This window comes from Nostoc sp. DedQUE08 (assembly GCF_034530895.1).
Taxonomy (GTDB): Bacteria; Cyanobacteriota; Cyanobacteriia; order Cyanobacteriales; family Nostocaceae; genus Nostoc.
Map to the genome: position 1 here is coordinate 1 of NZ_JAVRCD010000081.1, position 24,621 is coordinate 24,621.

Here is a 24,621-nt window from a genome sequence, read left to right on the forward strand (position 1 = left end):
CAGTCCCCAGTCCCCAGTCCCCAGTCCCCAGTCCCCAGTCCCCAGTCCCCAGTCCTCTCCTACCTTTCTACAGGAATATTCGATGCCTCTAGCTTCAATTGTTGAGCGGGATAATCAGTGAGAGCAAGTGATATTTTCTTGACATCATCAAGTAAAGCTGTAGGAATGCTTACTGTACCTGAAAATGCTGGCCCATTTACAGGCAATTCTGTTGGTAAACCCTCTGTACTTGCACTCAGGGTTCGTCCTTTGTCATCAGTAACATCTAAAAAACTATACAAGAAGCGCACAGAATCCTTACCTTTGTTCTGCATTTTCACTTTCAGTAGTAAATCACCACCAGAGTAGCGAGCAGATTGTACAGTCATTGTTACACCCTGACTTTGGGCAGTAACCGGAAAACCTGGTAGGGGCTTTTCTTCAACTACTTCTGGGGGTTTTTCCTCTGGCTTCTGCTTGCTGCTATTGGTTTCTTCATCATCTTCTTCGGGCTTTTCCGATTTAGCGGCTTTGGTCTTACCCTCAATTCGCGCCTTGACTATTTTCAGAATTTCTTCCTCTTTTAATAGCACTAGCCCTCCCTGTTGAGAGCTATTTGCCTTATTGCTGGCAAATTTAGTTGTAGGACGCCCATCTGGTGTAGTCACGCCTTTAAGTGCTGAACTCCCCAGTTCAAAGCCCAATAACGCGCTCACAGAACCTGCTCCCATCATCAGAATTAACAAAATCAAAGTAAGAAGTACAGTAGAATTTATTTTCATCGCTGACAAGCTATCACAATAGAATGCTGGTCTATTTAAGAATAGTGAAGCTTTTGACCTCAATCCTTAAAGGAACTTAATCAATATTAGTTTGCACTATATCTATGATCAAATTATGTAGTATAAAAATCTAATAAACTATTGTCCAGTATTCACACGTGGTAAATTTGTGCTATATTCATTGAATTGGCTAAACTCAGTGCGTGAGGTATTTTGCTCGCTCTAAATTTAGTAAATAAGGTTGACCTAAGAGTTGAAGTAATTTTCTCGTAGCAACCCACACACCAAAAAACAAGCGCCTTTGGCCGATTGGGGAGGCAACGAACTCATAATTCGTCTTCAGGCTGGTTCGATTCCAGCAGGGCGCACTGAATCATAAAAAATGGGCATGGGGCATGGGGCATGGGGCATTGGGCATGGTTTATTCTCCTTGTACCTGCATTTTCCCACTCCCCACTCCCCAATCTTACCGAGATGGTAATGTTTCAAACCTGAATTCTGTTCCTACTTTGAGTTTGTTGCTATAGCGAGGAGACACGAGCAACGATGTGTCATAAGGATTTGGTAAATCAGGAGTACGAATATAAGGATCGTTGCCAACTTGCTGAGTCAGGGCATCATGATATAAAGTATTAACCAAATTGGCGTCGCGGGCAATTTCATTTTCTGGGAAGGAACCACCGAAACCAGAACCAGATCCGAAAAATGAGTCTAGCTGACGCTTGAGGCTGCTACTATTTTCGTAGAAATTGCGATCGTGACGAAAATAAGCTCGTTCAAATACATCATTCATAGTTTCAGAATTGGGTGTTGCCGTTTGGGCAGATGCAATAGAGGGAAAAGCAATACCAGCAGCAAGCAGCACCAATAAACCACCAAAGGTTTTAAATTTTATACGCACGTTTTTGACTCCTCAACTTTTGCTTTGGGCGAATCTTAATTTATGCTGAAGTTCAGAACTCTGATGAGTTCAACCTTTGGTGTAGCACAACTTTTAATGTTTTGTAATGACGTATCCTACTGAAACTCTTACCCACTCAGATATTTGGGCAACCACTTCTGATTTGACCACTTTACGCCACAAGTTACTAGATTTATTTTGCCAACTTGCTTATCAAGAGGGTGATTTTCTCTTATCTTCTGGGCTGCGTAGTTCTTATTACGTCAATAAGACACAGGTAACACTCCATCCTCAAGGTGCTTTAGCAGTCGGACGATTACTATTTCCTTTATTACCTGTAGATACACAGGCTGTAGGTGGTTTAACAATGGGAGCCGATCCAATTGTGACAGCAGTGAGTATAGTTTCTGTTTATGAAAACCGCCCAATCCCAGCGCTGATTATTCGCAAGGAAGCCAAGGGTTATGGAACAAGAGCTTATATAGAAGGCCCCAGTTTACCAGAGGGCGCAAAAGTAGTAGTTTTGGAAGATGTAGTCACAACTGGGCAATCTGCTCTAAAAGCGGTTGAGCGTCTTAAAGATGCAGGTTATACCGTAAATCAAGTAATTTCACTGGTAGATCGACAACAAGGGGGAGGTGAGTTGTACCAGTCAGCAGGGTTGAAGTTTGAAACTTTGTTTTCGATTCAGGAAGTTCAAGAACGCTACCGACAACTTGCAAATTCATGAACTAAAGGAGATAAATATGCAAGCAACAGTATCCACACTAACACAAGAAAAAGTTGATAAAGCTGTGAGCGCAATTCTTGAAGTACTAGGAAAGCCAGAAAATGATTTACACCACAAAGCGTTAACAGCTTTTCAGAGTGGCGATTATCAAACTGTAAAGAGACTGGCATCTACTAACTTGACTGATGATTATTGCAAAGCTTTGGGATATCTGGGAGGAGCGCTGAAGTTGACTCCAAACACTGATACTATTTTGGCGGAATCGGCTCGTAGTGCAGCTGAATTTGTCAAAGAAAAAGCATTGCAGCACCTTGGTCTTAAGATCGCTGATGCTTTGAATTAATCAATGCAATGAGCTTGCGCGATCGCTCTTTCGATGGCGGTATTGTACTTATACCAATTCAATTAATGATTGCAACACATTCTTGGGTAAAGACGCGACGCCAGTCGCTACAACGGGGGGAACCCCCGCAACGCGCTGGCTCATGAATCGCGTCTCTACAAATGGTCTATTTGTCGCATTCTTTTTTCAAATTGGTATTACTTTTTTCGGCTTCTTGTAGTAATAAAAGAGGGATTACTTCATCGGTAAGGTGAGGGTGAATGCTGTTTGACCAGAAAGTGTTAAATCAAGAGTAAGGTCGCCACGATGTGCCCTGGCAATTTCTCGGGCTAGGCTCAGTCCTAGTCCGATTCCTTCTACCTTGCGGTTACGTGAGGGATCGCCGCGATAAAATCGGTCAAAAATGCGATCGTGATCGCTGAGTGGAATATCTTTTGATGTATTGACAATGGTGACGTGAAGAGTTGTTGGAGTTTGATGAGCGCGAATTTGTATCCAGCCGTTGGCGAGATTGTATTTAATTGCATTGCTAAATAGGTTTTGCAAAATTTGAATTAAAAGATCGCGATCGCCTTTTACCCACAACCCATCAGTAAAGTCAGTTTGCACTGTCAACTGGGGAGCTAGCATTTCCACATCTTCTAGCATCTCCATCAGCAACTCAGACATATCCACTTCAACCAGATACAAGCTCATTTTTCCGGCATCTGCCAGAGATAGCAACAAGAGTTTTCGCATAATTCCACTCAGGCGGCGCACCTCATCTAACAAATTGCTTAGGCGCTGTTGTACTTCACTACCGGGATCGACCTGTTGGAGTGTTCGTTCTAGTTCGCCTTGCAAAATAGTCAGTGGGGTTTTTAGTTCATGAGCCGCATCACCACTAAAGCGGGAAGCTTGGGTAAAACTACGTTCCAAGCGTGACAACATCAGGTTAAACACCTGAATCAGTTCGACAAATTCAACATCAGTTGTCCCAATGGGAATCCGCTGATCTAGCCCTTTGACAGTTACCTGTTGAATTACGCCCGTTAATTGCCGGATGGGACGCAAAGCACCGCCAGAAACTAACCATGCTCCCACCGCAACCAGCAGCAGCGCTCCCGGAATTGAAACCAGGAAGATATTGCGAATGATAGCCATATCTCGATCTACGGCTTGCAAGCTAACGGCAATGGCAATCTGAGCATTGGGAAATTTAGTTGCTCCAATCCGCCAGACTGCTGTTTTTGTCTGCTCTGTGACAAATTGAGGTGGGCGTGGACGAATTAGCGGCGGCCGCTCCAAGGATGGATTGGTAGTGGAGGGTAAAGGTGGTGGTTCTCTCTTCGGCGACGGTGGTAGAGGTGCCAACTCAAGACGCTTCAGCAACAGACGATTCACCTCAAGATCGGTAGGTAGGGAGTTGGATTGATAAAGGATGTTGTTATTTGCGTCCAGCACCACCAGGGCGACGGGGGTTTTTGTATTGGTTCCGAAAGCATAAGATAAGGAATCTTCGTAAAACTGCCATCGCGATCGCTCGCGTGAATTTTCTTTTTTGGAAAAGGCTGCGCCAGTGGGAGGTTCCTCTGGTGGAGGAAAGTTCGGAGTTGCCCGCATCAAGTGATTTAATAGTTCTGCATCCAGGCGGCTAATCTTAGCATTGTAAATCTGAAACCAGGAAACCGCGCCAAATCCGACTAATGTGCTGCCAGCTAGAGCCGCAGACAACAGAGCAATGCGGAGTCGAAACGAAGGAAGTTTCATGATGAAGAATCTGGCTTGCGAAATCGATATCCAACCCCTCGAATGCTTTCAATCCAGACTACTTGATCGATGGGGTCAATCTTTTTACGAATTCGCTGGATACAAACATCCACAACGTTGGTGTTGGGGTTAAAATCGTAGCCCCAAACGTGTTCTAAAATTTGAGTACGAGTGAAAACCCGTCCGGGAGAACGCATGAGATATTCTAGAAGATTAAACTCGCGGCTGGTGAGTTCTATCGCTTGGCGATCGCAAGTGACTTCTCTAGTGATGCGATCGAGTTTGATCGGCCCAACGCAAAGTAGATTTTGGCGATCGCTTACACTCCGACGCACAACGGCATGAATTCTAGCTGCTAATTCTTCCACAAAAAACGGTTTAGCGATATAGTCATCCGCTCCCAAATTTAGCCCTTGCAAGCGATCGTCTAGTTCATTCCGAGCCGTCAACAAAATTACCGGAGCGTTCCGACCTTGCCGCCGTAATAGTTTTAGAATTGATAGTCCATCTTTTCCCGGCATCATAATGTCGAGTACGATCGCATCATATTCGTTGTCTAATGCCCGCAGATATCCGTCATCACCGTTATCGCAGTAGTCTACAACAAATCCCTGCTCCTTTAATCCAGCCCGGACAAAGTTAGCAATTTTCGCTTCATCTTCAACAAACAGAACATTCACAGCATTTATTAATTCATATATTCTTCTATTCTAAATTCATTATTTTTTATTCAAATTACAAAACTGTAATTTAGAAAATAGGAAAGCTGTAATTTTGAGGTGGCTCAATTATAAATATGAACACCGTAGCTTTTAAAGGTTGATTTTTATGAATATTCGTCGAGTCTTAGCTGTAGCCGCAATTCCTTTTTTGATTGGTACATTCGGTTTTGTTGCACCCAATCAGGCAAATGCCGCTAATCCACCTCATCGGAACGCCGAGATTTCACAACAGCCCAACAAACGGCAAATATCTGATGAAAAACCACAAATTAGACATTCTAAACTTCGTCCACATCAGAAAAAGCGTACTCCCCAACGTCCCCAACCTCATAATCAAGAAGCAGTTCAAAACCGGGTAGAACGCAATAACCGTTAATTTATGCACCCTTGCATTTTGCCTCGCCCTCAGCGGCGATCTCATCAGAGTATTGTTGTTTCTAAATTACAGTTTTGTAATTTAGAAACAGGGCAAACTGTTATTTTGAGAAGACTTAATTAGAAATATAAACCTTTGGAGATTTAATGATGAATATTCGTAGAGTATTAGTAGTAACAGCGATTCCTGTTCTGATTGGCACATTTGGTTTGATTTCACTCAATCAAGCAAATGCTGCTAATCAATTCGAGCGAATTGCACAGGCGCAACAACCGCCCAACGAACCATCAAACGAACAGCCGCGTCCACCCAGACCTGATTTTGCAGCCGCAGCGACCAAATTAGGAGTTACAGAAGCCCAATTAAAGGCGGCGTTAGGAGTTCCAGCCAATCCACCAAATCCAGGCGATCGCAATCAACGCCCACCCAGACCTGATTTTAAAGCCGCAGCAACCAAATTAGGAGTTACAGAAGCCCAGTTAAAGGCGGCGCTAGGAGTTCCAGCCAAGGAGCCAAATCCAGGCGATCGCAATCAACGCCCACCCAGACCTGATTTTAAAGCCGCAGCAACCAAATTAGGAGTTACAGAAGCCCAGTTAAAGGCGGCGCTAGGAGTTCCAGCCAAGGAGCCAAATCCAGGCGATCGCAATCAACGCCCACCCAGACCTGATTTTAAAGCCGCAGCAGCAAAGCTGGGTGTCACTGAACAACAGTTAATCGACGCACTAGGTGTTCCACCTCATCCTCCTGGCGATGGCGGAGCCTCTCCCCAAGAAAATCGTCCTAATCAACCATAGAACACGCAGTAGGGGCGTAAGGTCTTGTGCCCCTACAACAGGTAAGGTTTTTTCCCCTTTAACATGACGTGAGTTCGATGAACCTCTCCCGGACAACCTCCCTCTCCCACGGGGAAAGGGAGGAGCAACGAGAAATTAGGGTTTTGGCTCCCCTCTCCGTGTCGGAGAGGGGTTGGGGGAGAGGTCAAAAAAGGGCTTGTCGAACTCACGTTAACATGAGTCCCTTTCCCCCAAAACCCGACAAGTATTGGGTGTAGTTCAAATAGATGAAAGATGCTGTATATATAGTGTGAGATTATTTGATTTTTTCTTTCACCAGAACTACTACAATTACTATTGATGCTAGATAATGGGAAGGCTTTGACATTTTCTTGCCAATCTAGCCCGGAAACAATAACTAAGACTTATGCGAACTCACTATTGCGGCGAACTCCGAAAAGAACATATTGGAGAAACTGTTACCTTTTACGGATGGGTAGACCGTCGCCGCGATCATGGTGGTGTGATATTTTTAGATTTACGCGATCGCTCTGGAACTGTCCAAATCGTCAGCGATCCGCAACGCACCCCAGATTCTTACGAATATGCGAACGCCCTGCGAAATGAATATGTTGTCGAAATCACTGGTAGGGTAACACAACGTCCCGAAGAATCGTTGAATACCCGCATCCCCACAGGCGAGGTAGAAATCTACGCCGATAAAATTGAACTACTCAATGCTGTTCGCAAACAGTTACCTTTCCAAGTTTCTGTAGCTGACACTGAAACAGTGCGAGAAGACTTACGGCTGAAATATCGTTATTTGGATTTGCGACGCGAACGTATGGCGCAAAATTTGCAACTGCGTCATCAAATTGTCAAAGCCATGCGTCGTTATCTAGAAGATTTGGAAGGTTTTATCGAAGTCGAAACCCCAATTCTTACCCGTTCTACCCCAGAAGGAGCGCGGGATTATGTTCTACCTAGTCGCGTCAATCCTGGTGAATGGTATGCTTTGCCGCAATCACCCCAGCTATTTAAACAATTGCTGATGGTATCCGGCTTAGATAGATATTATCAGATTGCCCGTTGCTTTCGTGACGAAGACTTACGCGCCGACAGACAACCAGAATTCACGCAGTTGGACATGGAAATGAGCTTCATGTCCCAAGAAGAAATTATCGAACTAAATGAGAATTTAGTTTGCCATATTTACAAAACAGTTAAAGGCATTGAGTTACAGCGCCCTTTCCCTCGTCTCACTTATGCTGAGGGGATGGAACGTTACGGTAGTGATAAACCAGATACACGCTATGGTTTGGAATTAGTGGATGTCTCAGATATCGTCAAAGACTCTGGTTTCAAAGTCTTTCGGGATACTGTTACCAATGGTGGTATCGTCAAAATTCTGCCCATTCCCAACGGTAACGATGTAATTTCTAATGTCCGCATTAAACCAGGCGGCGATTTATTTAAAGAAGCCAGCGAAGCCGGTGCGAAAGGTTTAGCTTATATCCGCGTCAGGGATGATGGCGAAATTGATACTATTGGCGCGATTAAAGACAACTTAAGCGAAGAACAAAAACAAGAAATTTTGCGCCGTACAGGTGCAAAAGCTGGACATTTGCTGTTGTTTGGGGCAGGGGAAGCTGCTACAGTTAATAAAACATTAGATAGATTACGGCAAGCGATCGCAAGAGAATTTAACCTAATCGATCCAGAAAAAATCAACTTACTGTGGATTACAGATTTCCCGATGTTCGAGTGGAATGCTGACGAAAAACGTCTAGAAGCATTACACCACCCGTTTACAGCACCACATCCTGATGATTTGAGCGACTTAAAGACTGCACGCGCCCAAGCTTACGACTTAATACTCAACGGCGTAGAAATTGGCGGCGGGAGTCTGCGGATTTATCAACGAGAAATTCAACAGCAAGTGTTTGAAGCGATTGGGTTATCTCCTGAAGAAGCACAAAGTAAATTTGGCTTTCTTTTAGAAGCATTTGAATATGGTACGCCGCCGCATGGTGGCATCGCCTACGGTTTAGATCGTTTGGTAATGTTGCTAGCTGGAGAAGAATCCATTCGGGATGTCATTGCTTTTCCAAAGACACAACAAGCACGTTGTTTGTTAACAGATGCGCCTTCGAGTGTAGATGCTAAACAGTTGAAAGAATTACACGTTGCTTCGACTTATAAACCAAAGTCTTAACTCGACTTTATCCAATTAGGCGGCATAAACAGCAATATCGTTTGTTTCATTGCCAATACCAAACAAGCCAACCCAAGGTGCGCCCTATCACCCGTTGTTTTGGAAACAAAACAAACCCTTTGCGCTCTTTGGGTTGGAGTACTACTTGTATAATCCAACGGCAATTTTGATTATTTTAATATTCAAAACTCAGTGACAACGTTAACAATTTTATCTTCGGTGTCGTATCCAAAGTAGGTTGGATAACAACCATCTCCATACCCTGATGAAAAAGCAATTATATTTAATTGAGTAGATTTATCTATACAAACATTTGCCCAATCCCATGTAGGTCTGTAATTTTTTCTTAATTCATCTTGAATCAGGTCTATCAAGCTTTCTTCTTGGGGATTAGCACTGTGTGCATAGTATATTGAATCATCAAGAATCTTTACTGCATCAAAATCCATAAAGCAGCCAACTCCAGAATCAACTGGATAACCCAAGGTGTCATTTTCTGTAAGCGAAGCTAGTTCTTCATCAGAGCAAATACCTAATTTCCAATTTATGGGACTTTCTTCGCTAATACGAATTATGGCATAAGCCACTCTTTGGTCATTATTTCTTGGATAATGAGCAACAATTAAGAAAACAGGATATTTACCAATTGGTAAAGACTTTTGAAAAGCTTCACTATCAGGAAAAGCAAGTGGGTCACAAGCTACTAATCTTCCTGAAGTTAAAATTAATTCCCCAACATAATGGGTTGTAAATGTAATATCTCCAATTGAACTAGATAGTTTTTCACCTCTTAAAGCTTTATAAAAATTAATAGTATCCATTTTTGTATAACGTTTGAAATAGATATTGTAGCATAAGTATAGTTCAAACCCTTGCAATGCTTAAGTGCTTGATAGAAGCTGTTGTCTTTGATGAAGTTAAAAGTGCAAATATTTTTTGCATTTAATCTGATTTATGCATTGGCTATGAATGCAATTTGCTAGAATTACTATAGTTTTTGTTTCTGAGATTTGGAAGAAATCTAGCATTTTATTATTATGATTATGCGCCTTCCCACAATTGCTGCGACCTTTCTGGTTGCTAGTCTTGGTATCGGTACACTTTTGAGTATTGCTGCCCCAGCTTCAGCTGACGAGATAATAACTTGTGCAAGCCAAAATAATCGAAGGAATACTTGTTCGGTAAATACAAGAGGCAGAGTGAGGCTTGTTAGGCAATTGTCTAACACCAGTTGTAGAGGAAATTGGGGCTATCGGAGAAATCGTATTTGGGTGAAAAATGGTTGCCGAGCTGAGTTTTCAGTTGGCGATCGCAGAAACGACAGATATGACAGATACGATCGAAATGATAGATATGACAGATACGATCGCAGAAACGATAGATATGACAGATACGATCGAAACGATAGATATGACAGATAGGAGACTGGGTATTGCATCAATATAGATAGTTAAGCAGAAATTAAGAAACTTACTTCTGCTAACTTTTATAAGTAAAGCCCTTATCAACTCTAAGAGGGTATTGATTTCTATGTATGTTAATCAAACATTGCTTTCAACAGCGTGTCTAGTAAGCATCTATCCAGAGTTTCAAAACTTTGGATAGATGTTTCCGGTATATACAACTAATTTCAAGTTGATGAAGTACACAAGCTGTCAAGTATTCTTTGCGTATCTTGCTAATGCGATCGCTTCTTTTTTTGTAGAGAAGCGATCGCAGTGTTTATTTTATAGTCGCAGATAAGATAAGAGAGTAACATGCTCCTCACACACAAGTAGCAATGACCTCAACCCTGCGGAAACTTCCCCGTCTCAATGCTCCGACGCTGCACCAATTGCCCAATGGTTTGACAATCATTGCCGAGCAAATGCCAGTTGAAGCCGTAAACCTTAACTTATGGATAAAAGTTGGCTCTGCTGTCGAACCTGATGCTATTAACGGCATGGCTCACTTTTTAGAACATATGATTTTTAAAGGAACAGAGCGACTGGCAAGCGGCGAGTTTGAACGTCGAATTGAAGAACGGGGTGCTGTTACTAATGCCGCTACTAGCCAAGACTATACTCATTACTATATAACTACTGCCCCCAAAGATTTTGCCGAGCTTGCGCCACTACAAATAGATGTAGTATTAAATGCGAGTATTCCTGATGATGCTTTTGAACGCGAGCGATTGGTAGTTTTAGAAGAAATTAGGCGTTCAGAGGATAATCCCCAGCGGCGTACATATCGGCGGGCGATGGAGACAGCTTTTGATTATCTACCCTATCGTCGTGCGGTATTGGGGCCAGAATCGGTGATTGCCGGACTTAAACCCCAGCAGATGCGAGATTTTCATGCTGATTGGTATCAACCCCAGTCAATTACGGCTGTGGCTGTGGGCAATTTGCCCGTAGAAGAATTAATCGCAACTGTTGCGGAAGGATTTACAAAAGCCACTAAAACTCCCCACTCCCCACTCCCTACTCCCCACTCCCCCCTGAATCCTGAATCACCATTTACAGAAATTGTTCGTCGAGAATTTATTGATGAAAGTCTGCAACAAGCAAGACTAGTAATGGTTTGGCGGGTTCCCGGAATGACTCAGTTAGATTGTACCTATGGATTAGATGTTTTAGCCGGAATTTTAGGACACGGACGGACATCAAGACTGGTAAGGGATTTACGGGAAGAACGGGGATTAGTTTCTTCAATTTCTGTGAGCAACATGAGCAACGAGCTACAAGGGGTATTTTATATTTCAGCTAAATGTGCAGTGGAAAATTTAGCAGTTGTAGAGGATGCGATCGCTCAACACATTAGCAAACTACAAACAGAGTTGATAACAGAATCAGAGATTGCCCGTATACGGCAGCGAGTAGCTAACAGATTTATATTTGGCAACGAAACACCAAGCGATCGCTCTGGGTTGTATGGTTATTATCAGTCTTTGGTGGGAAATTTGGAACCCGCCTTTAACTACCCGGCGATAATTCAGAGCCAAGATGCAACAGACTTGATGCAAGCAGCCAAAAAGTATCTATCTCCAGATGCTTATGGTGTAGTTTTTGTCAAGCCGTAAATTAAAAATTAAAAATTGGGAATAGGGCATGGGGCATTGGGCACAAGAGGCAGAGGGGAAAGACTTACTGCAACTTCTCCCTTGCTCCCTTGCTCCCTTGCTCCCCTGCTCCCCCTGCTCCCTCATCCCCCACTCCCCAATTGAATCATGTGGACTCAAATCGACACCCATATTAGTCAGATGACTGGCGAAAAATTTCAGAGTCAGCAACGGCGATCGGTTGGTGGCGGGTGCATCAACCAAGGTTATGCTGTCTCTAATGGTGAGATAACCTACTTCGTCAAACAAAACCTTGCATCCCAAGTTGCAATGTTTGAAGCTGAGGCGTTGGGTTTAAAGGAAATGCTAGCAACAGCTAGTATTCGCATCCCCAAACCAATTTGCTGGGGTACTGCTGATAATTCTAGCTACATCGTCCTGGAATGGTTGGAACTTGGTAGCGGTAATAGCAATTCGTGGCTAGAAATGGGACGCAAGTTAGCGGCGATGCATAAAACTAGCAATAGTCAAGTTTTTGGATGGAAAATTAACAATACTATTGGTTCTACACCTCAAATTAATACTTGGACAGCAGACTGGACGGAATTTTATATTAAACATCGCCTGGGTTATCAATTTCAGTTGGCAAGGCGACGGGGAGGTAATTTTCCCCAACAAGACAAGTTACTAGCAACTATCCCGGAACTATTGGCGGATCATCAGGTGCAACCTTCTTTAGTACATGGCGATTTATGGGGCGGAAATGCTGGGTGTACTGCATCGGGAGAACCAGTGATATTTGATCCAGCAACTTATTTTGCGGATAGAGAAGTTGATATCGCCATGACCGAATTATTTGGTGGTTTCCCTGCAACGTTTTATAAGGGTTACAACGAGGTGTTTCCGTTAGATGCAGGCTATGAGCAGAGAAAAACGCTTTATAACCTGTATCACATTTTGAATCACTTCAATTTATTTGGGGGTAGTTACGATTCGCAAGCCAATAGGATGATTGACCAGATTTTACGATAAGGGATGCGGATTAAATTAAAGTGCAAAACTAGTGACACGGCGTCGCGGAAAGTGCCACGAGACACAAGGGAATCAGTGCGGTCTTCGGGCTTTGCCCCAAGTGGAGCATCTAGCGGCGTCCTTACTTCAATAATCCCACGTTTTTAAATGTGGGTTCCCTTCTGCCTCACTTCGACTACGCTCAGTGACCACCTGCCTTCTGAATTTGTCCTGGTGTCACAGACTCGATTGCGAGATTGATGGTATTTTATTTTTGCACAAACTCCTTTATCCCAATCGCATACAAGCTATGACACTCAATTTATATTTACTGCGACATGGAGAAACTACCTTTAGTCAAAGTGGTAATTTCTGCGGTGAAACTGATGCGGAGTTGACAACAGAGGGGATGCAGATGGCATCCGCTTTTGCCGATGTTTATCAACAATTGAAGTGGGAAGGGGTTTATGTTAGCCCAATGAAACGCACAATTGCAACTGCCAAGCCATTTTGTGATGCTATCGGTATAGATATGCAGTTGCGTGACGGACTTAGAGAAGGTAGTTACGGCGAATGGGAAACTAAGAGTAAATCGTTTGCCCAAGAGAATTACGCAGAAAACTATCTAAAATGGGTGACAGAACCCGCTTGGAATGCACCACTAGGTGGAGAAACTGCGGTAGATATTGCTAACCGTTCTATGCCTGTAATTGCTGAAATTCAAGAAAAACATCCCCAAGGTAATGTTTTAGTAGTTTCTCATAAAGCTACGATTCGGATTATGCTTTGCAGTTTACTGGGAATTGATTTGGGACGCTATCGCTATCGGGTGAATATTTTGGTCGCGTCGGTAAGTATGGTTAAATTTGACGTTAATGGCCCCTTGTTAGAAATCTTAGGCGATCGCCATCATATACCCGATCGTATTCGCTCTCGTGCGGGAACATAATATAGCGGTTCTGGTTTGGGTGCAATACAGTGTGACCTCTCTCCAAACCTCTCTCCTAAGAGGAGAGAGGCTTTGAGTTTTACTCTCTTTCCAGCAATCAAAAGTTTTTCCGCTTCCCTCTCCTCGTCAAGACTTAACTCCTGGTTTCGATGTCGTATAACTGGCAGAGGGTGAGGAGTTTTTGTTTAAGGCGATCGCGCAGACTCTCAGGTGATACAATCACGCAATCTTCCCAATAGCGCGAAACTTCTCGTATCAACCAAAAATCATTAACTACTCTTCGCACGACTTGGCGAACATCTCCAATTACTTCATCTTTAATGTCATCTTCTTTAGGTTGATAAGCTTTAACTAAGCCTTGGCGAAAATGCAAGTACACTTCTAGATAACCTAGTTCTCCACGCCAATTTCCACTGGCGGGTATAGTTGCCATTGATTCGATGCGGTCTAGACGCAAGCACCGATTGTGCCATAGTTCTGGTAAATCAGGAATATCGTTTTCTACGTCTTGAGTTTCTTCACACCAAATCATTAAGTAAAAACGTCTCTCAAAGAAACGAACTTCAGCATAGCGAACTGTATATGCTAGTTCATCACCTTGAGAGTTTTGATAAACAAGGTAGAAAGGCTGTTGTCTCTTGATTAACTCTTCAATTTGAATTCGCCATGCAGGAGCAGGTTGACTCAGTTGTTTCATCAGCGATTGACGCAAGGGAGCTTCAATATTACTACGCTCTAACAAAAGTGTAAGTATAGTTTGAGCTTCCCCTATCTGACCTGCATCACTCAGAGCTTTGATAGCTTTGTGTAAAGCGTTAACTTGGTTTGAGTCAAGGGTGAAAGGCTTTCCGACCTCTACAGATTGTTGTGCAATCGCCACTATTAAGCCCGAAATACTGGGTTCTTTGCCCCAAGTAATATTGAGTTGGCGAGCGATCGCTTCTAGTTGTTCCTTAGTTCCTGGCGGAATTGACAGTGTAATTGTTTCTTTTTTTCTCGGCATTCCCAAAATATACTTGCACTTTTAATTTAGTTGTGCCATAATTCTATTTATAATTGTAAATCAGGATATTAACCTCAAGTGCATGGACAGATAGAAATAATTGTGTTCATTAAGGGAAGTGTAATCACATTACTTTGATGCTCTTGCAATGGGGTTATCAAAGAAGACATTAAAAAAGCCTGAGAGTAACTCTGGCTGACCAACCCTGATAGGGATTTGTTTGCAAAAATAAACTGTCCAGAATTTCCCTTAACTCCAATATTTGTTTCGATAAACCTTGTATTAGAGGTCATCGTATAAACCATGAACGAACAAACATTACTAGAAAGAATTACATTTAACCCCCAAATCTTTGGCGGTAAACCCATTATTCGAGGTCGTCGCCTAGCTGTTGAACATATTTTAGGAATGTTAGCAGTAGGAGATACTATTGAAACTTTGCTAGAAGCTTATCCCTGGTTAGAACGGGAAGATGTACAAGCCTGTTTAGTCTATGCACGAAGGTTAGTTGGTCATGAACGAGTTGAACCTTTATTCATAGAGTCTCCAAGGTGAAAATATTACTAGATACTTGCATTAATGCTAGGGTGCGTACCGATTTACAAACGGCTGGGCATGATGTAGTTTGGTCTGGAGATTGGCCAAAAGATCGAGGTGACGAAGAAATTTTAGCAACAGCCTATCGTGAAGGTAGGATTTTAGTCACCCTTGATAAAGATTTTGGAGAGTTAGCAATTTTGCGGGGAAATCGTCACTGTGGTATCTTGCGCTTAGTTAATCTCTCAACCACAGAACAATCAATAGTTTGTTTGCGGGTACTTCAGCTTTACGGAAACGAATTATTCTCTGGTGCAATTGTAACTCCTGAATTAGATAGAGTTAGAATTTGCCCACCTGAAAATAGGGCTTGAAAATTCATTCAATAAAAACTCGTACTAGTGGCACAAGAAATTAAGACAGACTATGGTGTTTGTTGACCACTTTGTGAGACTGAGTTTGGTATTAAATCTATTTACAATTTATATCTCTCAATATGATTAAGCGCAGTCGGCTTTTAAATGCTCCTCCCAAAACTTTGGAGGAGATTTATTTCAGTGAAATTCGCCCCCAGCTTTACGAAAATCATGCATATCATCATCAGTACGGCGTAAGAAAGGGTACAACCCTTGCAGAACACCTCGATTCTGCGTGTCAGTTCATTTTGACAGTCAGCCGAATAGCAGAAGTTCCAGAAGATAAAAGACCTTTGCTACTAGCCGCAACTGCTGTACATGACCTGAATAAATTAGATACCAAAGGACGCAATGTTAAAACCCTGGCTAGAAATCAGGAGTTTTTACGAGAACAACTTGAAAAGGCTTGTGTACTTACCTTTGTTGTCTCAGAAGATGATTTGGAGTTAGTTAGAAAGCTAATTGAACGCCATTCAGGTCATAACGTCAGCGATGGAGCAAGATTTTTACCAGAAGACCCAAATATTGAACGTTGGGCGGCGATGCTTACAGCTGCGGATTTATTTGATTTAGGAATTCCAGATGCACAACGTTTTCGCAAACTGGAAAAAGAATTAACCGTTGCTTTTGGGCGAAGCTGTAATCTTTTTAGAATCAGTATCTCTGAGGATAAAGGCTATATTACAGCCCTATTGCTGGGTGCTTGCGAAGAAGTTTTGCAAAAGCATGGGTTAAATCCTTTAGCAATTTTCCCTGATGGCGAACTTTTTGAAGGAGAAGCTTTACTAAATGTTGATTTTACAAAAGAAATAGCTGCTGTTTGGCAAAGTAAAATTGACCAAGTTTTTGGGAATAATATCGAAAGACTTGTCAGAGCTACCAAGGATGGTATTAAAGTTACTCATCAAGCTATCCAACAAAATATTGAGGAAGTTTTGGTAAATGTTGAGGCTCTTTTAGAAAGAAAAAAAGCTGGTTATAAATCAGACAAAATTGCTAAAGATGTAACTAAGTGGGGTGAAGCGGCTGGTGCAGATGCACTAATAAAAGCGGCTGAACTTCAGTTATTACCTGTAAACAACGCAGAAGAATTTGCTATATCTGAGGGGTTGAAAGCAGCTTATCTTAGTTACCGCGAAGCCGGATTAAGCCCCAAAGAAGTTTGGGATAAAATCGCTCATCATACGGGTATATCTGAACTTCAGCGTACTGCAATTGAGCCATTTAATGGTCAATATGGGCGACCTTTATTTGCTGCTAAAGCTACTGTTAAAGGAATTGAGGGTATTAAAGAAGCTCTACAAGAATCTTTTCAACTAAGAAAGGAAACTACACAAATATCTGACGAAACAGAAGTATCTGAAGAAATGATTGCAGCCGTTAGCAGAATGGTAAATTTACCTTTTGCTATTCGGCTAAATGGAGGCAATGATTTAAATGCTTATGTAGAAGCAAATCCCAGACAAAGATGCTCTTTAGGTTCTACTTCCACTGATATAGATGAACTAATTTCAGATAATATGCCTCCTGGTACAAAAGTCCAAGCTTTTTCTAACCGCTTACCGGGTGGTATCAGTGCTGAACCGAAAAGACAAGCAGATTCAATTGCAGCTTTAGCGTACCAATTAATGGCAGTCGGGGCGAATTTCCCTGCTGTTAAAAAACAAGACCCGCTTTATTTGCACTTAGCATTACCTAAAGGTTCTGCTCCAGAACTGTTGAGAATTTGGCGTGGACTTTTAAAACAACTTGCAGCAACAAATGCTGAAGGTGGTACTGTCACAGTTGATGAATTGAAATTATATAAAGATAACCAGCTTGAATTTAAAGCCAACAAAGTAGTTGGTTTAGCATTGCCAAAACGTCCTGATTTTGTTCACACATCTGTGATTATTCCTCTAGTTTGGGGAGATGTTAATAATTCTTTAGCTTTACTAAAATCACTGAGACTTGCTTTAGAAATTTCCTTGTCTTTAGATATTGGCTTTCCTTTTACTTTGAGTAGCAATCTAGAGGTGGAATTATCTAATGATGTTTACGGACGAATAGAGGGAATTCCTTCTGCACTGCAAACTTTACTGGGAAATGGACAATATCAGCAACGCCAAGATGCAGAAAAAATTCTTGAGCGACTACGTTGCATTGGCAAACTAGCAACATCTGTTGCAAGTATTCAGAAAGCTGATGATTGTCTCTATGATTTGGCTCGCGCTTGTGTCAGACCAATTGAACTTTTTTATGTCTTGCTACGTTGGACTCTGCGAGAACAAGACGAACCAAACTTGAGTGTTATTTGGAGTCGCATTTGTGAACCGTTAAATACTTTACTGGAGAGCTTTATGCCGGATGAAAACTTACTCTTAACTAAATATCTTCGAGAAGCTGCTCAAGTTGCAGCAGAGGGAAAAATTTGGGGAAGTTCTTTTAAACGAACTGCTCAAGCAGAACCGTTTACAGCCTTTATTGCTGCTATTCGTTCTCAAAAGCCTTATTTGGGTTTAGATGTAATTTTTGCCGCTTTAGTACAACAATATCATACTCGCTTAGACCGTATCCGTGAGCATGGCGTAGGTGCAACAAAGTATGAACAGGTCAAGCGTTATTACGAGCTATTACGAAAACTATATGAGGAGGTTTATTCAGCACGTCCTGAAAAGTTTTTATCTGACCAAAAAACTTTAGAAGCTGCTTATTTATTCTTCCTTGAGGAAGCACGTAAACAACTTAAAAGTCAATCTGAAGATGATTCTGTCGAAACAACTACAACTGTTTAAATAATTAGGAGTTTATCATGTCCATTTCAAAACTTTCCTCGGTACTAGCAACAAGCTATGAGAATTTCCCCAAAGGACGTTTTATAACTTTAGTTGTTTTAAGAACAACCCATTCAGAAACTATCTTTCGCACAGAAGGTTCAGGTGAACCAATGTGTAGCGAATTTGTCCAAGCTGGTTTAGAGGGTGAAAATCAAAAAACTATAATTCAACGTTTGGTAATGACTAAACGTAAACAAGTAGCACCAGAAAGACGCTACGGACGAGAACATTTAAGAGCGCATGAGCTTTTATACACTAACCCTAAAGATGGCGCTCTTTGTTCTTTAAATACTAATGCACCTTGTGAAATGTGTGCAGATTGTTTCCTTTACGGCTTCGCTGCTGGTGGTGGTGGCGCTCAAAAAAGTCGCATTTGGACTGAGGATGCTTTTAGTATTTTAGCTGCTAGTGATGTTGTAGGCGATCGCACCATAAACGCCATCTACGAAACTGGTACAATGCGCGATGAAAAAGGTAACGCCTCAACAGCATTAAATACCAGCGAATACATCAAACCAGGCGTGCATTTTCTGGATATCGTTACCCTAAAAGATGTAACTGCGGATGAACTGCGATATATCGTTGGTAATATTCTTTTCACCAGCCGTTACGGTGCGGTTTCCAGTCGTGTTGGACGAATGGAAAATGAGATATTAGGCGTATTTGGCAGTATTACCGAACTTCCTAGTTCTCTAGAACTTGTACAAGCTACTTATGATGTCTTAGGTAAGCCTTTAGAACACCCTTTGAATATTAATCAATTAATTACTGCAAGCAAACAAGTAATTGGTAATTGGAAAAATAAGAGAGGGGTTTCTGTGCAGCTATCTGAAGAAGAATTAGCAAATTTACTGACTGATGTAGAAACTAATTGGTCAGAAGCTGAACGCGATAATTTTCTCAAGCGTTTAACCCAATCTTATGAACCCTTCCGTCAGGTTGCAACTGAAAAGAAAAAGGCTAAGGGTAAAACTAAAAATACACCAGTTGAAGTAGAGAGTTAAATTATGTCAACAATTCCTTTTCAGCAGGCAAAACTTGTTGAATTATACTGTCTTGAGCCAGTCTTTTTTGCCTCTAGGGAGTTGTCTGATACCTATTACACTGAGGGGGTAATTGGGAATTATGCTCTTACTTATGCTTTAGGTAAGGTAAATTCCCCCTATCGCCTCCAAGGTCAGGCTACAGGACGACCAACCTATAAAGAAGATTTACAACCAATAGCACAGGATTTTTATATCTTACCAGCTTCTCCAGTCGGTAGAGTTACATTCAGATTTGAACGTTTCAATGCTCTTTCTGATTCATACTGGTATGCAATGACTAATAACCGTGTTGCTACCGCGCGGGAAGATTTACCATTACAACGCCAAGGGAAAAAACCAAATTCATTTAGACCGAGTAATTTTCCGCAAACTGGAAGATTACGGATGATTGAACGCAGAAATAAATTTCAAACTTTGGTATTTGGAAATCACCAATTACCAACTTATATTCGCCTTGGTAAATTCATGAGTAAGGTCAAGGTGAATGTACTTAATGAATTTCCTGTGACTCTACTACCAGAAGGTGAATATCAAAGTCAACACTATCTAAATGCTGCTGATTTACCACAGCAAATAGAGACTTTAGCGTTCGATTTAATTTCCATTCCTCCTGCACCCATTATTAAAAATCTTCGTTTTCGGGGTGCTGCTTGGCAAATTGGAGAAATGATTGTACCAGCAGATTTGCATTTTTGCGGTAGAGAAAGTAGCAATGAGTAATCAAAACTTAGTTATCAGATTAGAACCCCGCAGTATTTCAGCTTGTGCATCACCAGATAAAATATCTTTCATAAAGAATGCACTTCAACAGCAACTAGATGTATTTGAACAATCGCAAGATGCAGACATTACCCTTGATTTAGCACCAACTGGCACAGGTAAAACTAAAGCAGGATTAGCAGTATTAAAACATCAACCGAATAATAGTGCTGTTTACATTGCTCCCACGAATGCTTTAATTGAACAGCAAACAGAAGCAGCAAAACAGTTTGTTCGTGATGCTAATTTACCTCATGTTGTGAAATCAGCCTCAGCTAAAGATATTAAAAGCTGGTCTGACTATAAAGTTGGCCGTCGTTCAGGAGAAAAGCTGTATAATGTTTTGCGAAATCCCGCTACAATTTTCAATGATGTTGGGGCAAATACACCAATTCTTTTGATAACAAATCCTGATATTTTTTACTATGCAACTTTCTTTGCATATAACAATCTCGATAGAGGCAATATTGCTGCTGGTTTTTACACCAAATTTTCTACAGTCATTTTTGATGAATTTCACCTCTATGATGCTAAACAGCTAGTAGGAATGCTGTTTTATCTTGCTTATTCTCATGTTTTTCGGTTTTTTGAAAATGGACGCAAGGTAGTTTTACTCACAGCAACACCAGAACCAGCTTGTGAATTAGCATTGCAGAATTTAAAACAAGCTGGTGTGAAAATAGCAATAATTGATGGAGAAGCAGGTAATACTAATCTTTTACTATCACAAACAGCAGTTAATCTGGAATTAAGACCAAAACCAGATAGTAAGGAAGAGTGGTTAGCAGAGTTAGCAGCAGAAGTTGTCCAACGTTTTCGAGAAAGACCTGATGAAAATGGTGCTGTAATTTTGGACTCTCTCGATAATATTAATCGTTTATCAGATTTACTGCGACAGCAAGGACTTGGTGATGACATCGGACGCATTACAGGCCCTGCACCGAAAAAAGATAGACAAAGGGCTATGCAATGTAAAATCATTTTAGCTACTAGCACTGTAGATGTAGGATTTAACTTTGAAAGACATCCTGAACCGAAACGGCAAAATTTAGATTGGTTGATTTTTTCAGCACGCGATCGCGCCGCATTTTGGCAGAGAATTGGTAGAGTAGGGCGTGTTTTGGGTAAATCTGAAACCAATATTGATTCAGAAGCTATTGCATACTTACCTGCTAACGCTTGGGATGAAGGTTTAACCTCTCTAGATACTACTGGGGGACGTACCGCGCTAAAAGACTTACTTGAAACACTTCCCTGTTTAGATAAGCCTTTTTTAAAAGCTTACTGGCGTTCAGAAGCATTTCTGGAAATTGCCCGTCCCTTGTTGGAATTGGAAGAAATGCTTGAAGGTTTAGCTGAGGAAAAATTGATTTTGGATTTGTTCAATACTCTAAAATCTATTTTTGACGGAAACAGAACTTGGGATGATTATCGCTATAGAATGAAACTTTTGAGAGGTGCTGAAACTATTGCGAAAAAAACCCCCAAAGAAATCAAAAAGGATTGGAAGTATATTAAAGGTGGTCAAGCCTTTGTTAAAACTTTTATCAAAGCAAATTTTAGTGAAGATTGGGCAGATTTACAAGCCGGACGAGCCACTATAGAAGAATACGTAAACTCATTGCTTAAACAAGATGATCGTGTAATAGCTGAATTAAAAGAATTTGCTGAAGTTTTTAGTACCAGTTATGCACCATTATTTGATTTTCGCTCTAGTCTATTTGAAAGTCTTTCCATTCGTGACCCTCATGGTTTTATTTTAGATGAATCAGAGGAAACAAGACTAGATCCTTTTCACCTATTGCGCTATTACGAATTTATCCAAAATGGTGATTATATTGAAGTCACCAGTCGCGCTCTTGAAACTTATCAATTGAGTTTTCGATTGCGTTATACTGATAACTGGCAAGAATTTATCAGTACAGAACTGAACAAACTAACAGCTTTTAAAAATTGTCAAATTATCCGCAGTGCTGGAGGAGCAATACGACCCACACCTCTAATACAAGCTTTGAATAAACATCTTTTACCAGGAGTAATTATTTGCCCAATAACAAATGCTGCTGTTATTTTTCAATTAAATAAACAAGGAATTATTTCTTATCCAATAATTATTGATTGTAATGATATGGAGAAAGAATATAGATTTTTTACAGGTTTGTCAGGAATTTTAACAATGGCAATGAAGTTTAAACAATTACGTCTTCCAGATGATGAAGTTTTTATTGCAGGATAAGTAATTAAATTCTCGCACCATTGGTGCGAGAATTTGTAGAACATCAATTTATAAGCATATTTCTCTCACATCCCCAGTGAAATACTACCAACAACAAACCAACGCCTTCCCCAGCGATTACCTCAACAACTTGTGGGGAGAAATCCAAGCTTGTCCTTACTTTGCTATCAACAACCTCAACCGCGATTTTGTCGCCACTAAAGGATTTTCTGTAGTGTTCCAGCGTTCTGGATTAGCAAAAGTAGAACAGCAGTTTCCCTACTTCAAGCCTTACCTTGATTTGGCTCTCCAGCCGAGTTGTAATGCTTTTTACCTCAATCCTTTACAGCTAAAAGAAGGCTCCCGCGTCGATCCGCATATCGATCGCTCCCTACGTTCATACTCCAAAACCATTGAACCGCCTGCGGTTGTGAGCGTTCTCTATGTGCGCGTACCTGCGGATATGGAAGGGGGAGAACTGGTATTGCGATCGCACAAACGCCAACTTGGGCAAATTAAGCCCCAATTCAATACTTTGGTTTATTTTCAAGGTGATTTAACTCATTCGGTTAACGCTGTCAAAACCCCAGGAAATCGCTTAAGTCTCGTTTGCGAACAGTATAGTTTGAGTGATGCTGAACTCCAGGAAATCCCTGAGTTTACTGTAGAGTCAAGAATCACTCAGTCTACAACCAAAAAGAGAAAGTATGCCTCATAGTTTAGTGTTGAATTTGCTACCTCAATCGCCTATTCCACCACAGTATCTTACAGGTAGACATCTCCACGCCCTATTTTTAACTCTTGTTAGTTCTGTAGATAGCACATTAGGCGATCGCTTGCACGATTCCACCGCAGATAAAGCTTTCACCCTCTCTCCCTTACAAATTAATTCCCCCCTTTTGAAGGGGGGTAAGGGGGGATCTAAATTGCAATATTCACATCAACAACCCATTCCCGCCGGAACACCTTGTTGGTGGCGCATCTCCTTATTAGATGACACTCTATTTGGTAAACTTACCCAACTTTGGCTAAATCTTAATCCCAATCGCCCTTGGCATCTTGGCCCGGCTGACTTGTATATTACTAGTATTCAAGGCACACCCCAATCTATTCAACCTTGGGCGAATGCCAATACTTATGCTCAATTATACGAAGAAGCTAGCGATCGCAATTCTTCCATTAACCTTACCTTCTCCACGCCTACCGCCTTCCGTCAAGGACAGTATGATACTACCCTTCCTACTAGAGAATCTGTATTTAATTCCCTACTTTCACGGTGGAATAAATACAGTGGCATAGAATTGACTCAGATTGCGATCGAGTCAATATTTCCCTCATTTGTCAACATTCACACAGAAATATTAGCTGATTCTCGCAGCAAATTTATTGGCATTATTGGCGAAGTTAACTACAAGATTTTGGGAGCAGTTGAACCCATACAAATTAAGCAAATTAACGCTTTAGCTGATTTTGCTTTGTATGCAGGAATTGGTCGCAAAACAACAATGGGTATGGGGATGACACGGCGGCTGTATTCTCCATAATTCTAATAATCATTTAAAAACCACCTAAGTTATGAACCAAACTGAATATATTTCTATTGCGGTATTGAATCAATATGCCTATTGTCCGCATCGCTGTTGGCGGATGTTTTGTGCAGGGGAATTTACTGATAATCAATACACAATTGAAGGCACAACTTTACACGATCGCGTCCACACTACAAGCGATATACAGCGAGGAGAAACTTGGCAAATTAGAGCAATTTGGCTAAAGTCTGAGCAATACAAACTCATCGGGAAATCTGATTTAATTGAATCCGAATCAGGTCAAGTTTATCCAGTGGAATACAAACGAGGACGCAAAGGCGAATGGGATAACGATGAGTTGCAAGTTTGTGCCCAAGCCTTATGTTTAGAAGAGATGACAGGAGAACCTGTAACTACTGGATATATCTATTATGCCCACTCCCATCAACGGCAATTAGTAGAGATTAATGCAGAGTTACGGCAAAGTGCGATCGCTACTATTGAAGCTGTCACAAATCTCCTAGAAACAGGAGCAATGCCAAAACCAGTTTACAGCAAACGTTGCCAAGGATGCAGTCTTTATTCGCAATGTTTACCCAAAGCAACCGATAAAGTCAAAAATTATCAAGAAGTCAATTAAATCATACTCTGGTAAATTCTTGCTTGAGGACATATTAACTTTCAAGACTGTTCAAATAAGCTAACAAAATTGTATTGAGTTTGATAA

Annotated in this window: 24 protein-coding genes, 1 tRNA gene and 1 pseudogene; 20 read left to right on the plus strand and 6 right to left on the minus strand. The window is 41.4% G+C overall.

Translation table 11 applies throughout. From position 1 onward, the window contains the following. Nucleotides 1-59: 59 nt before the first annotated feature. A complete protein-coding gene (locus tag RMY64_RS32995) occupies nucleotides 60-761 on the minus strand; it encodes a hypothetical protein (RefSeq protein WP_322674734.1) in 702 nt (233 codons plus the stop codon). A gap of 295 nt (nucleotides 762-1,056) precedes the next feature. Between RMY64_RS32995 and RMY64_RS33000 the strand changes: the two genes are divergently transcribed. Then, a tRNA-Ile gene (locus RMY64_RS33000) sits at nucleotides 1,057-1,129 on the plus strand. A 98-nt stretch (nucleotides 1,130-1,227) separates the two neighbouring features. Here RMY64_RS33000 and RMY64_RS33005 read toward each other — a convergent pair. Then, entirely contained in the window at nucleotides 1,228-1,662 is a 435-nt protein-coding gene (locus RMY64_RS33005; protein ID WP_322674735.1) for a hypothetical protein, read from the minus strand. A 106-nt stretch (nucleotides 1,663-1,768) separates the two neighbouring features. On the opposite strand from RMY64_RS33005, the gene pyrE reads away from it, so the two are divergent. After that, nucleotides 1,769-2,392, plus strand: coding sequence for an orotate phosphoribosyltransferase (gene pyrE, locus RMY64_RS33010; protein WP_094347288.1), 624 nt, complete (start codon nucleotides 1,769-1,771; stop codon nucleotides 2,390-2,392). A gap of 16 nt (nucleotides 2,393-2,408) precedes the next feature. After that, complete coding sequence (locus tag RMY64_RS33015; protein WP_322674737.1) at nucleotides 2,409-2,735, plus strand: hypothetical protein; 327 nt, start codon at nucleotides 2,409-2,411, stop codon at nucleotides 2,733-2,735. Nucleotides 2,736-2,969: 234 nt separating this feature from the next. Here the strand turns inward: RMY64_RS33015 and RMY64_RS33020 are convergent, their stop codons facing one another. Together RMY64_RS33020 and RMY64_RS33025 are read right to left on the minus strand one after the other, a co-directional pair. Continuing rightward, nucleotides 2,970-4,484: a sensor histidine kinase gene (locus tag RMY64_RS33020; RefSeq protein ID WP_322702257.1), complete on the minus strand. Its 1,515-nt coding sequence runs from the start codon at nucleotides 4,482-4,484 to the stop codon at nucleotides 2,970-2,972. Beyond that, nucleotides 4,481-5,164 carry a response regulator transcription factor gene (locus RMY64_RS33025; RefSeq protein WP_322674739.1) on the minus strand — a complete coding sequence of 228 codons (684 nt, stop codon included), beginning with the start codon at nucleotides 5,162-5,164 and terminating at the stop codon, nucleotides 4,481-4,483. The genes RMY64_RS33020 and RMY64_RS33025 overlap by 4 nt, the downstream gene beginning before the upstream one ends. Nucleotides 5,165-5,312: 148 nt before the next feature. On the opposite strand from RMY64_RS33025, the gene RMY64_RS33030 reads away from it, so the two are divergent. The 3 genes from RMY64_RS33030 to aspS all read left to right on the plus strand — a co-directional run bounded on the left by RMY64_RS33030 (nucleotide 5,313) and on the right by aspS (nucleotide 8,573). After that, nucleotides 5,313-5,582 carry a hypothetical protein gene (locus RMY64_RS33030; protein ID WP_322691626.1) on the plus strand — a complete coding sequence of 90 codons (270 nt, stop codon included), beginning with the start codon at nucleotides 5,313-5,315 and terminating at the stop codon, nucleotides 5,580-5,582. 146 nt (nucleotides 5,583-5,728) lie between these two features. Next, complete coding sequence (locus RMY64_RS33035) at nucleotides 5,729-6,379, plus strand: hypothetical protein (protein WP_322674741.1); 651 nt, start codon at nucleotides 5,729-5,731, stop codon at nucleotides 6,377-6,379. Between the two features lie 406 nt (nucleotides 6,380-6,785). Next, on the plus strand, nucleotides 6,786-8,573 hold the full coding sequence (aspS, locus tag RMY64_RS33040; RefSeq protein WP_322674742.1) for an aspartate--tRNA ligase: 1,788 nt from the start codon (nucleotides 6,786-6,788) through the stop codon (nucleotides 8,571-8,573). A gap of 182 nt (nucleotides 8,574-8,755) precedes the next feature. Here aspS and RMY64_RS33045 read toward each other — a convergent pair whose 3' ends face one another. Further along, on the minus strand, nucleotides 8,756-9,394 hold the full coding sequence (locus tag RMY64_RS33045) for a DUF4241 domain-containing protein (protein WP_322674743.1): 639 nt from the start codon (nucleotides 9,392-9,394) through the stop codon (nucleotides 8,756-8,758). A 222-nt stretch (nucleotides 9,395-9,616) separates the two neighbouring features. Between RMY64_RS33045 and RMY64_RS36955 the strand changes: the two are divergent. The 5 genes and pseudogenes from RMY64_RS36955 to RMY64_RS33065 all read left to right on the plus strand — a co-directional run. Further along, nucleotides 9,617-9,844, plus strand: a pseudogene (locus tag RMY64_RS36955) (DUF3011 domain-containing protein); the annotation flags it as partial. Nucleotides 9,845-9,851: 7 nt separating this feature from the next. Further along, nucleotides 9,852-10,019 carry a hypothetical protein gene (locus RMY64_RS33050; RefSeq protein ID WP_322674744.1) on the plus strand — a complete coding sequence of 56 codons (168 nt, stop codon included), beginning with the start codon at nucleotides 9,852-9,854 and terminating at the stop codon, nucleotides 10,017-10,019. A 334-nt stretch (nucleotides 10,020-10,353) separates the two neighbouring features. Continuing rightward, entirely contained in the window at nucleotides 10,354-11,634 is a 1,281-nt protein-coding gene (locus RMY64_RS33055) for a pitrilysin family protein (protein ID WP_322702258.1), read from the plus strand. A 147-nt stretch (nucleotides 11,635-11,781) separates the two neighbouring features. Further along, entirely contained in the window at nucleotides 11,782-12,645 is an 864-nt protein-coding gene (locus RMY64_RS33060) for a fructosamine kinase family protein (RefSeq protein ID WP_322674746.1), read from the plus strand. Nucleotides 12,646-12,934: 289 nt separating this feature from the next. Beyond that, nucleotides 12,935-13,573 carry a histidine phosphatase family protein gene (locus RMY64_RS33065; RefSeq protein ID WP_322691622.1) on the plus strand — a complete coding sequence of 213 codons (639 nt, stop codon included), beginning with the start codon at nucleotides 12,935-12,937 and terminating at the stop codon, nucleotides 13,571-13,573. 133 nt (nucleotides 13,574-13,706) lie between these two features. Here the strand turns inward: RMY64_RS33065 and RMY64_RS33070 are convergent, their stop codons facing one another. After that, nucleotides 13,707-14,576, minus strand: coding sequence for a helix-turn-helix transcriptional regulator (locus tag RMY64_RS33070; RefSeq protein ID WP_322691621.1), 870 nt, complete (start codon nucleotides 14,574-14,576; stop codon nucleotides 13,707-13,709). A gap of 303 nt (nucleotides 14,577-14,879) precedes the next feature. Here RMY64_RS33070 and RMY64_RS33075 point away from each other — a divergent pair, with 303 nt between their 5' ends. The 9 genes from RMY64_RS33075 to cas4 all read left to right on the plus strand — a co-directional run bounded on the left by RMY64_RS33075 (nucleotide 14,880) and on the right by cas4 (nucleotide 24,534). After that, nucleotides 14,880-15,131 carry a DUF433 domain-containing protein gene (locus tag RMY64_RS33075; protein WP_194144152.1) on the plus strand — a complete coding sequence of 84 codons (252 nt, stop codon included), beginning with the start codon at nucleotides 14,880-14,882 and terminating at the stop codon, nucleotides 15,129-15,131. Continuing rightward, entirely contained in the window at nucleotides 15,128-15,487 is a 360-nt protein-coding gene (locus RMY64_RS33080) for a DUF5615 family PIN-like protein (RefSeq protein WP_322702259.1), read from the plus strand. Before RMY64_RS33075 ends, RMY64_RS33080 begins: the two co-directional genes overlap by 4 nt. A gap of 122 nt (nucleotides 15,488-15,609) precedes the next feature. Further along, nucleotides 15,610-18,303, plus strand: a complete 2,694-nt coding sequence (locus RMY64_RS33085; RefSeq protein ID WP_322702260.1) for a CRISPR-associated protein Csc3 — start codon at nucleotides 15,610-15,612, stop codon at nucleotides 18,301-18,303. Nucleotides 18,304-18,320: 17 nt separating this feature from the next. Next, nucleotides 18,321-19,349 (plus strand): type I-D CRISPR-associated protein Cas7/Csc2, encoded by a 1,029-nt coding sequence (cas7d, locus tag RMY64_RS33090; protein WP_322702261.1) that lies wholly within the window; start codon nucleotides 18,321-18,323, stop codon nucleotides 19,347-19,349. A gap of 3 nt (nucleotides 19,350-19,352) precedes the next feature. Next, on the plus strand, nucleotides 19,353-20,111 hold the full coding sequence (gene cas5d, locus RMY64_RS33095) for a type I-D CRISPR-associated protein Cas5/Csc1 (RefSeq protein WP_322702262.1): 759 nt from the start codon (nucleotides 19,353-19,355) through the stop codon (nucleotides 20,109-20,111). Next, on the plus strand, nucleotides 20,104-22,386 hold the full coding sequence (gene cas3, locus RMY64_RS33100) for a type I-D CRISPR-associated helicase Cas3' (protein ID WP_322702263.1): 2,283 nt from the start codon (nucleotides 20,104-20,106) through the stop codon (nucleotides 22,384-22,386). The genes cas5d and cas3 overlap by 8 nt, the downstream gene beginning before the upstream one ends. A 76-nt stretch (nucleotides 22,387-22,462) precedes the next feature. Then, nucleotides 22,463-23,083 (plus strand): 2OG-Fe(II) oxygenase, encoded by a 621-nt coding sequence (locus RMY64_RS33105; protein WP_322691615.1) that lies wholly within the window; start codon nucleotides 22,463-22,465, stop codon nucleotides 23,081-23,083. Further along, a complete protein-coding gene (cas6, locus tag RMY64_RS33110) occupies nucleotides 23,073-23,909 on the plus strand; it encodes a CRISPR-associated endoribonuclease Cas6 (protein WP_322702264.1) in 837 nt (278 codons plus the stop codon). Before RMY64_RS33105 ends, cas6 begins: the two co-directional genes overlap by 11 nt. 31 nt (nucleotides 23,910-23,940) lie before the next feature. Further along, nucleotides 23,941-24,534, plus strand: coding sequence for a CRISPR-associated protein Cas4 (cas4, locus tag RMY64_RS33115; RefSeq protein ID WP_322702265.1), 594 nt, complete (start codon nucleotides 23,941-23,943; stop codon nucleotides 24,532-24,534). Nucleotides 24,535-24,621: the final 87 nt, after the last annotated feature.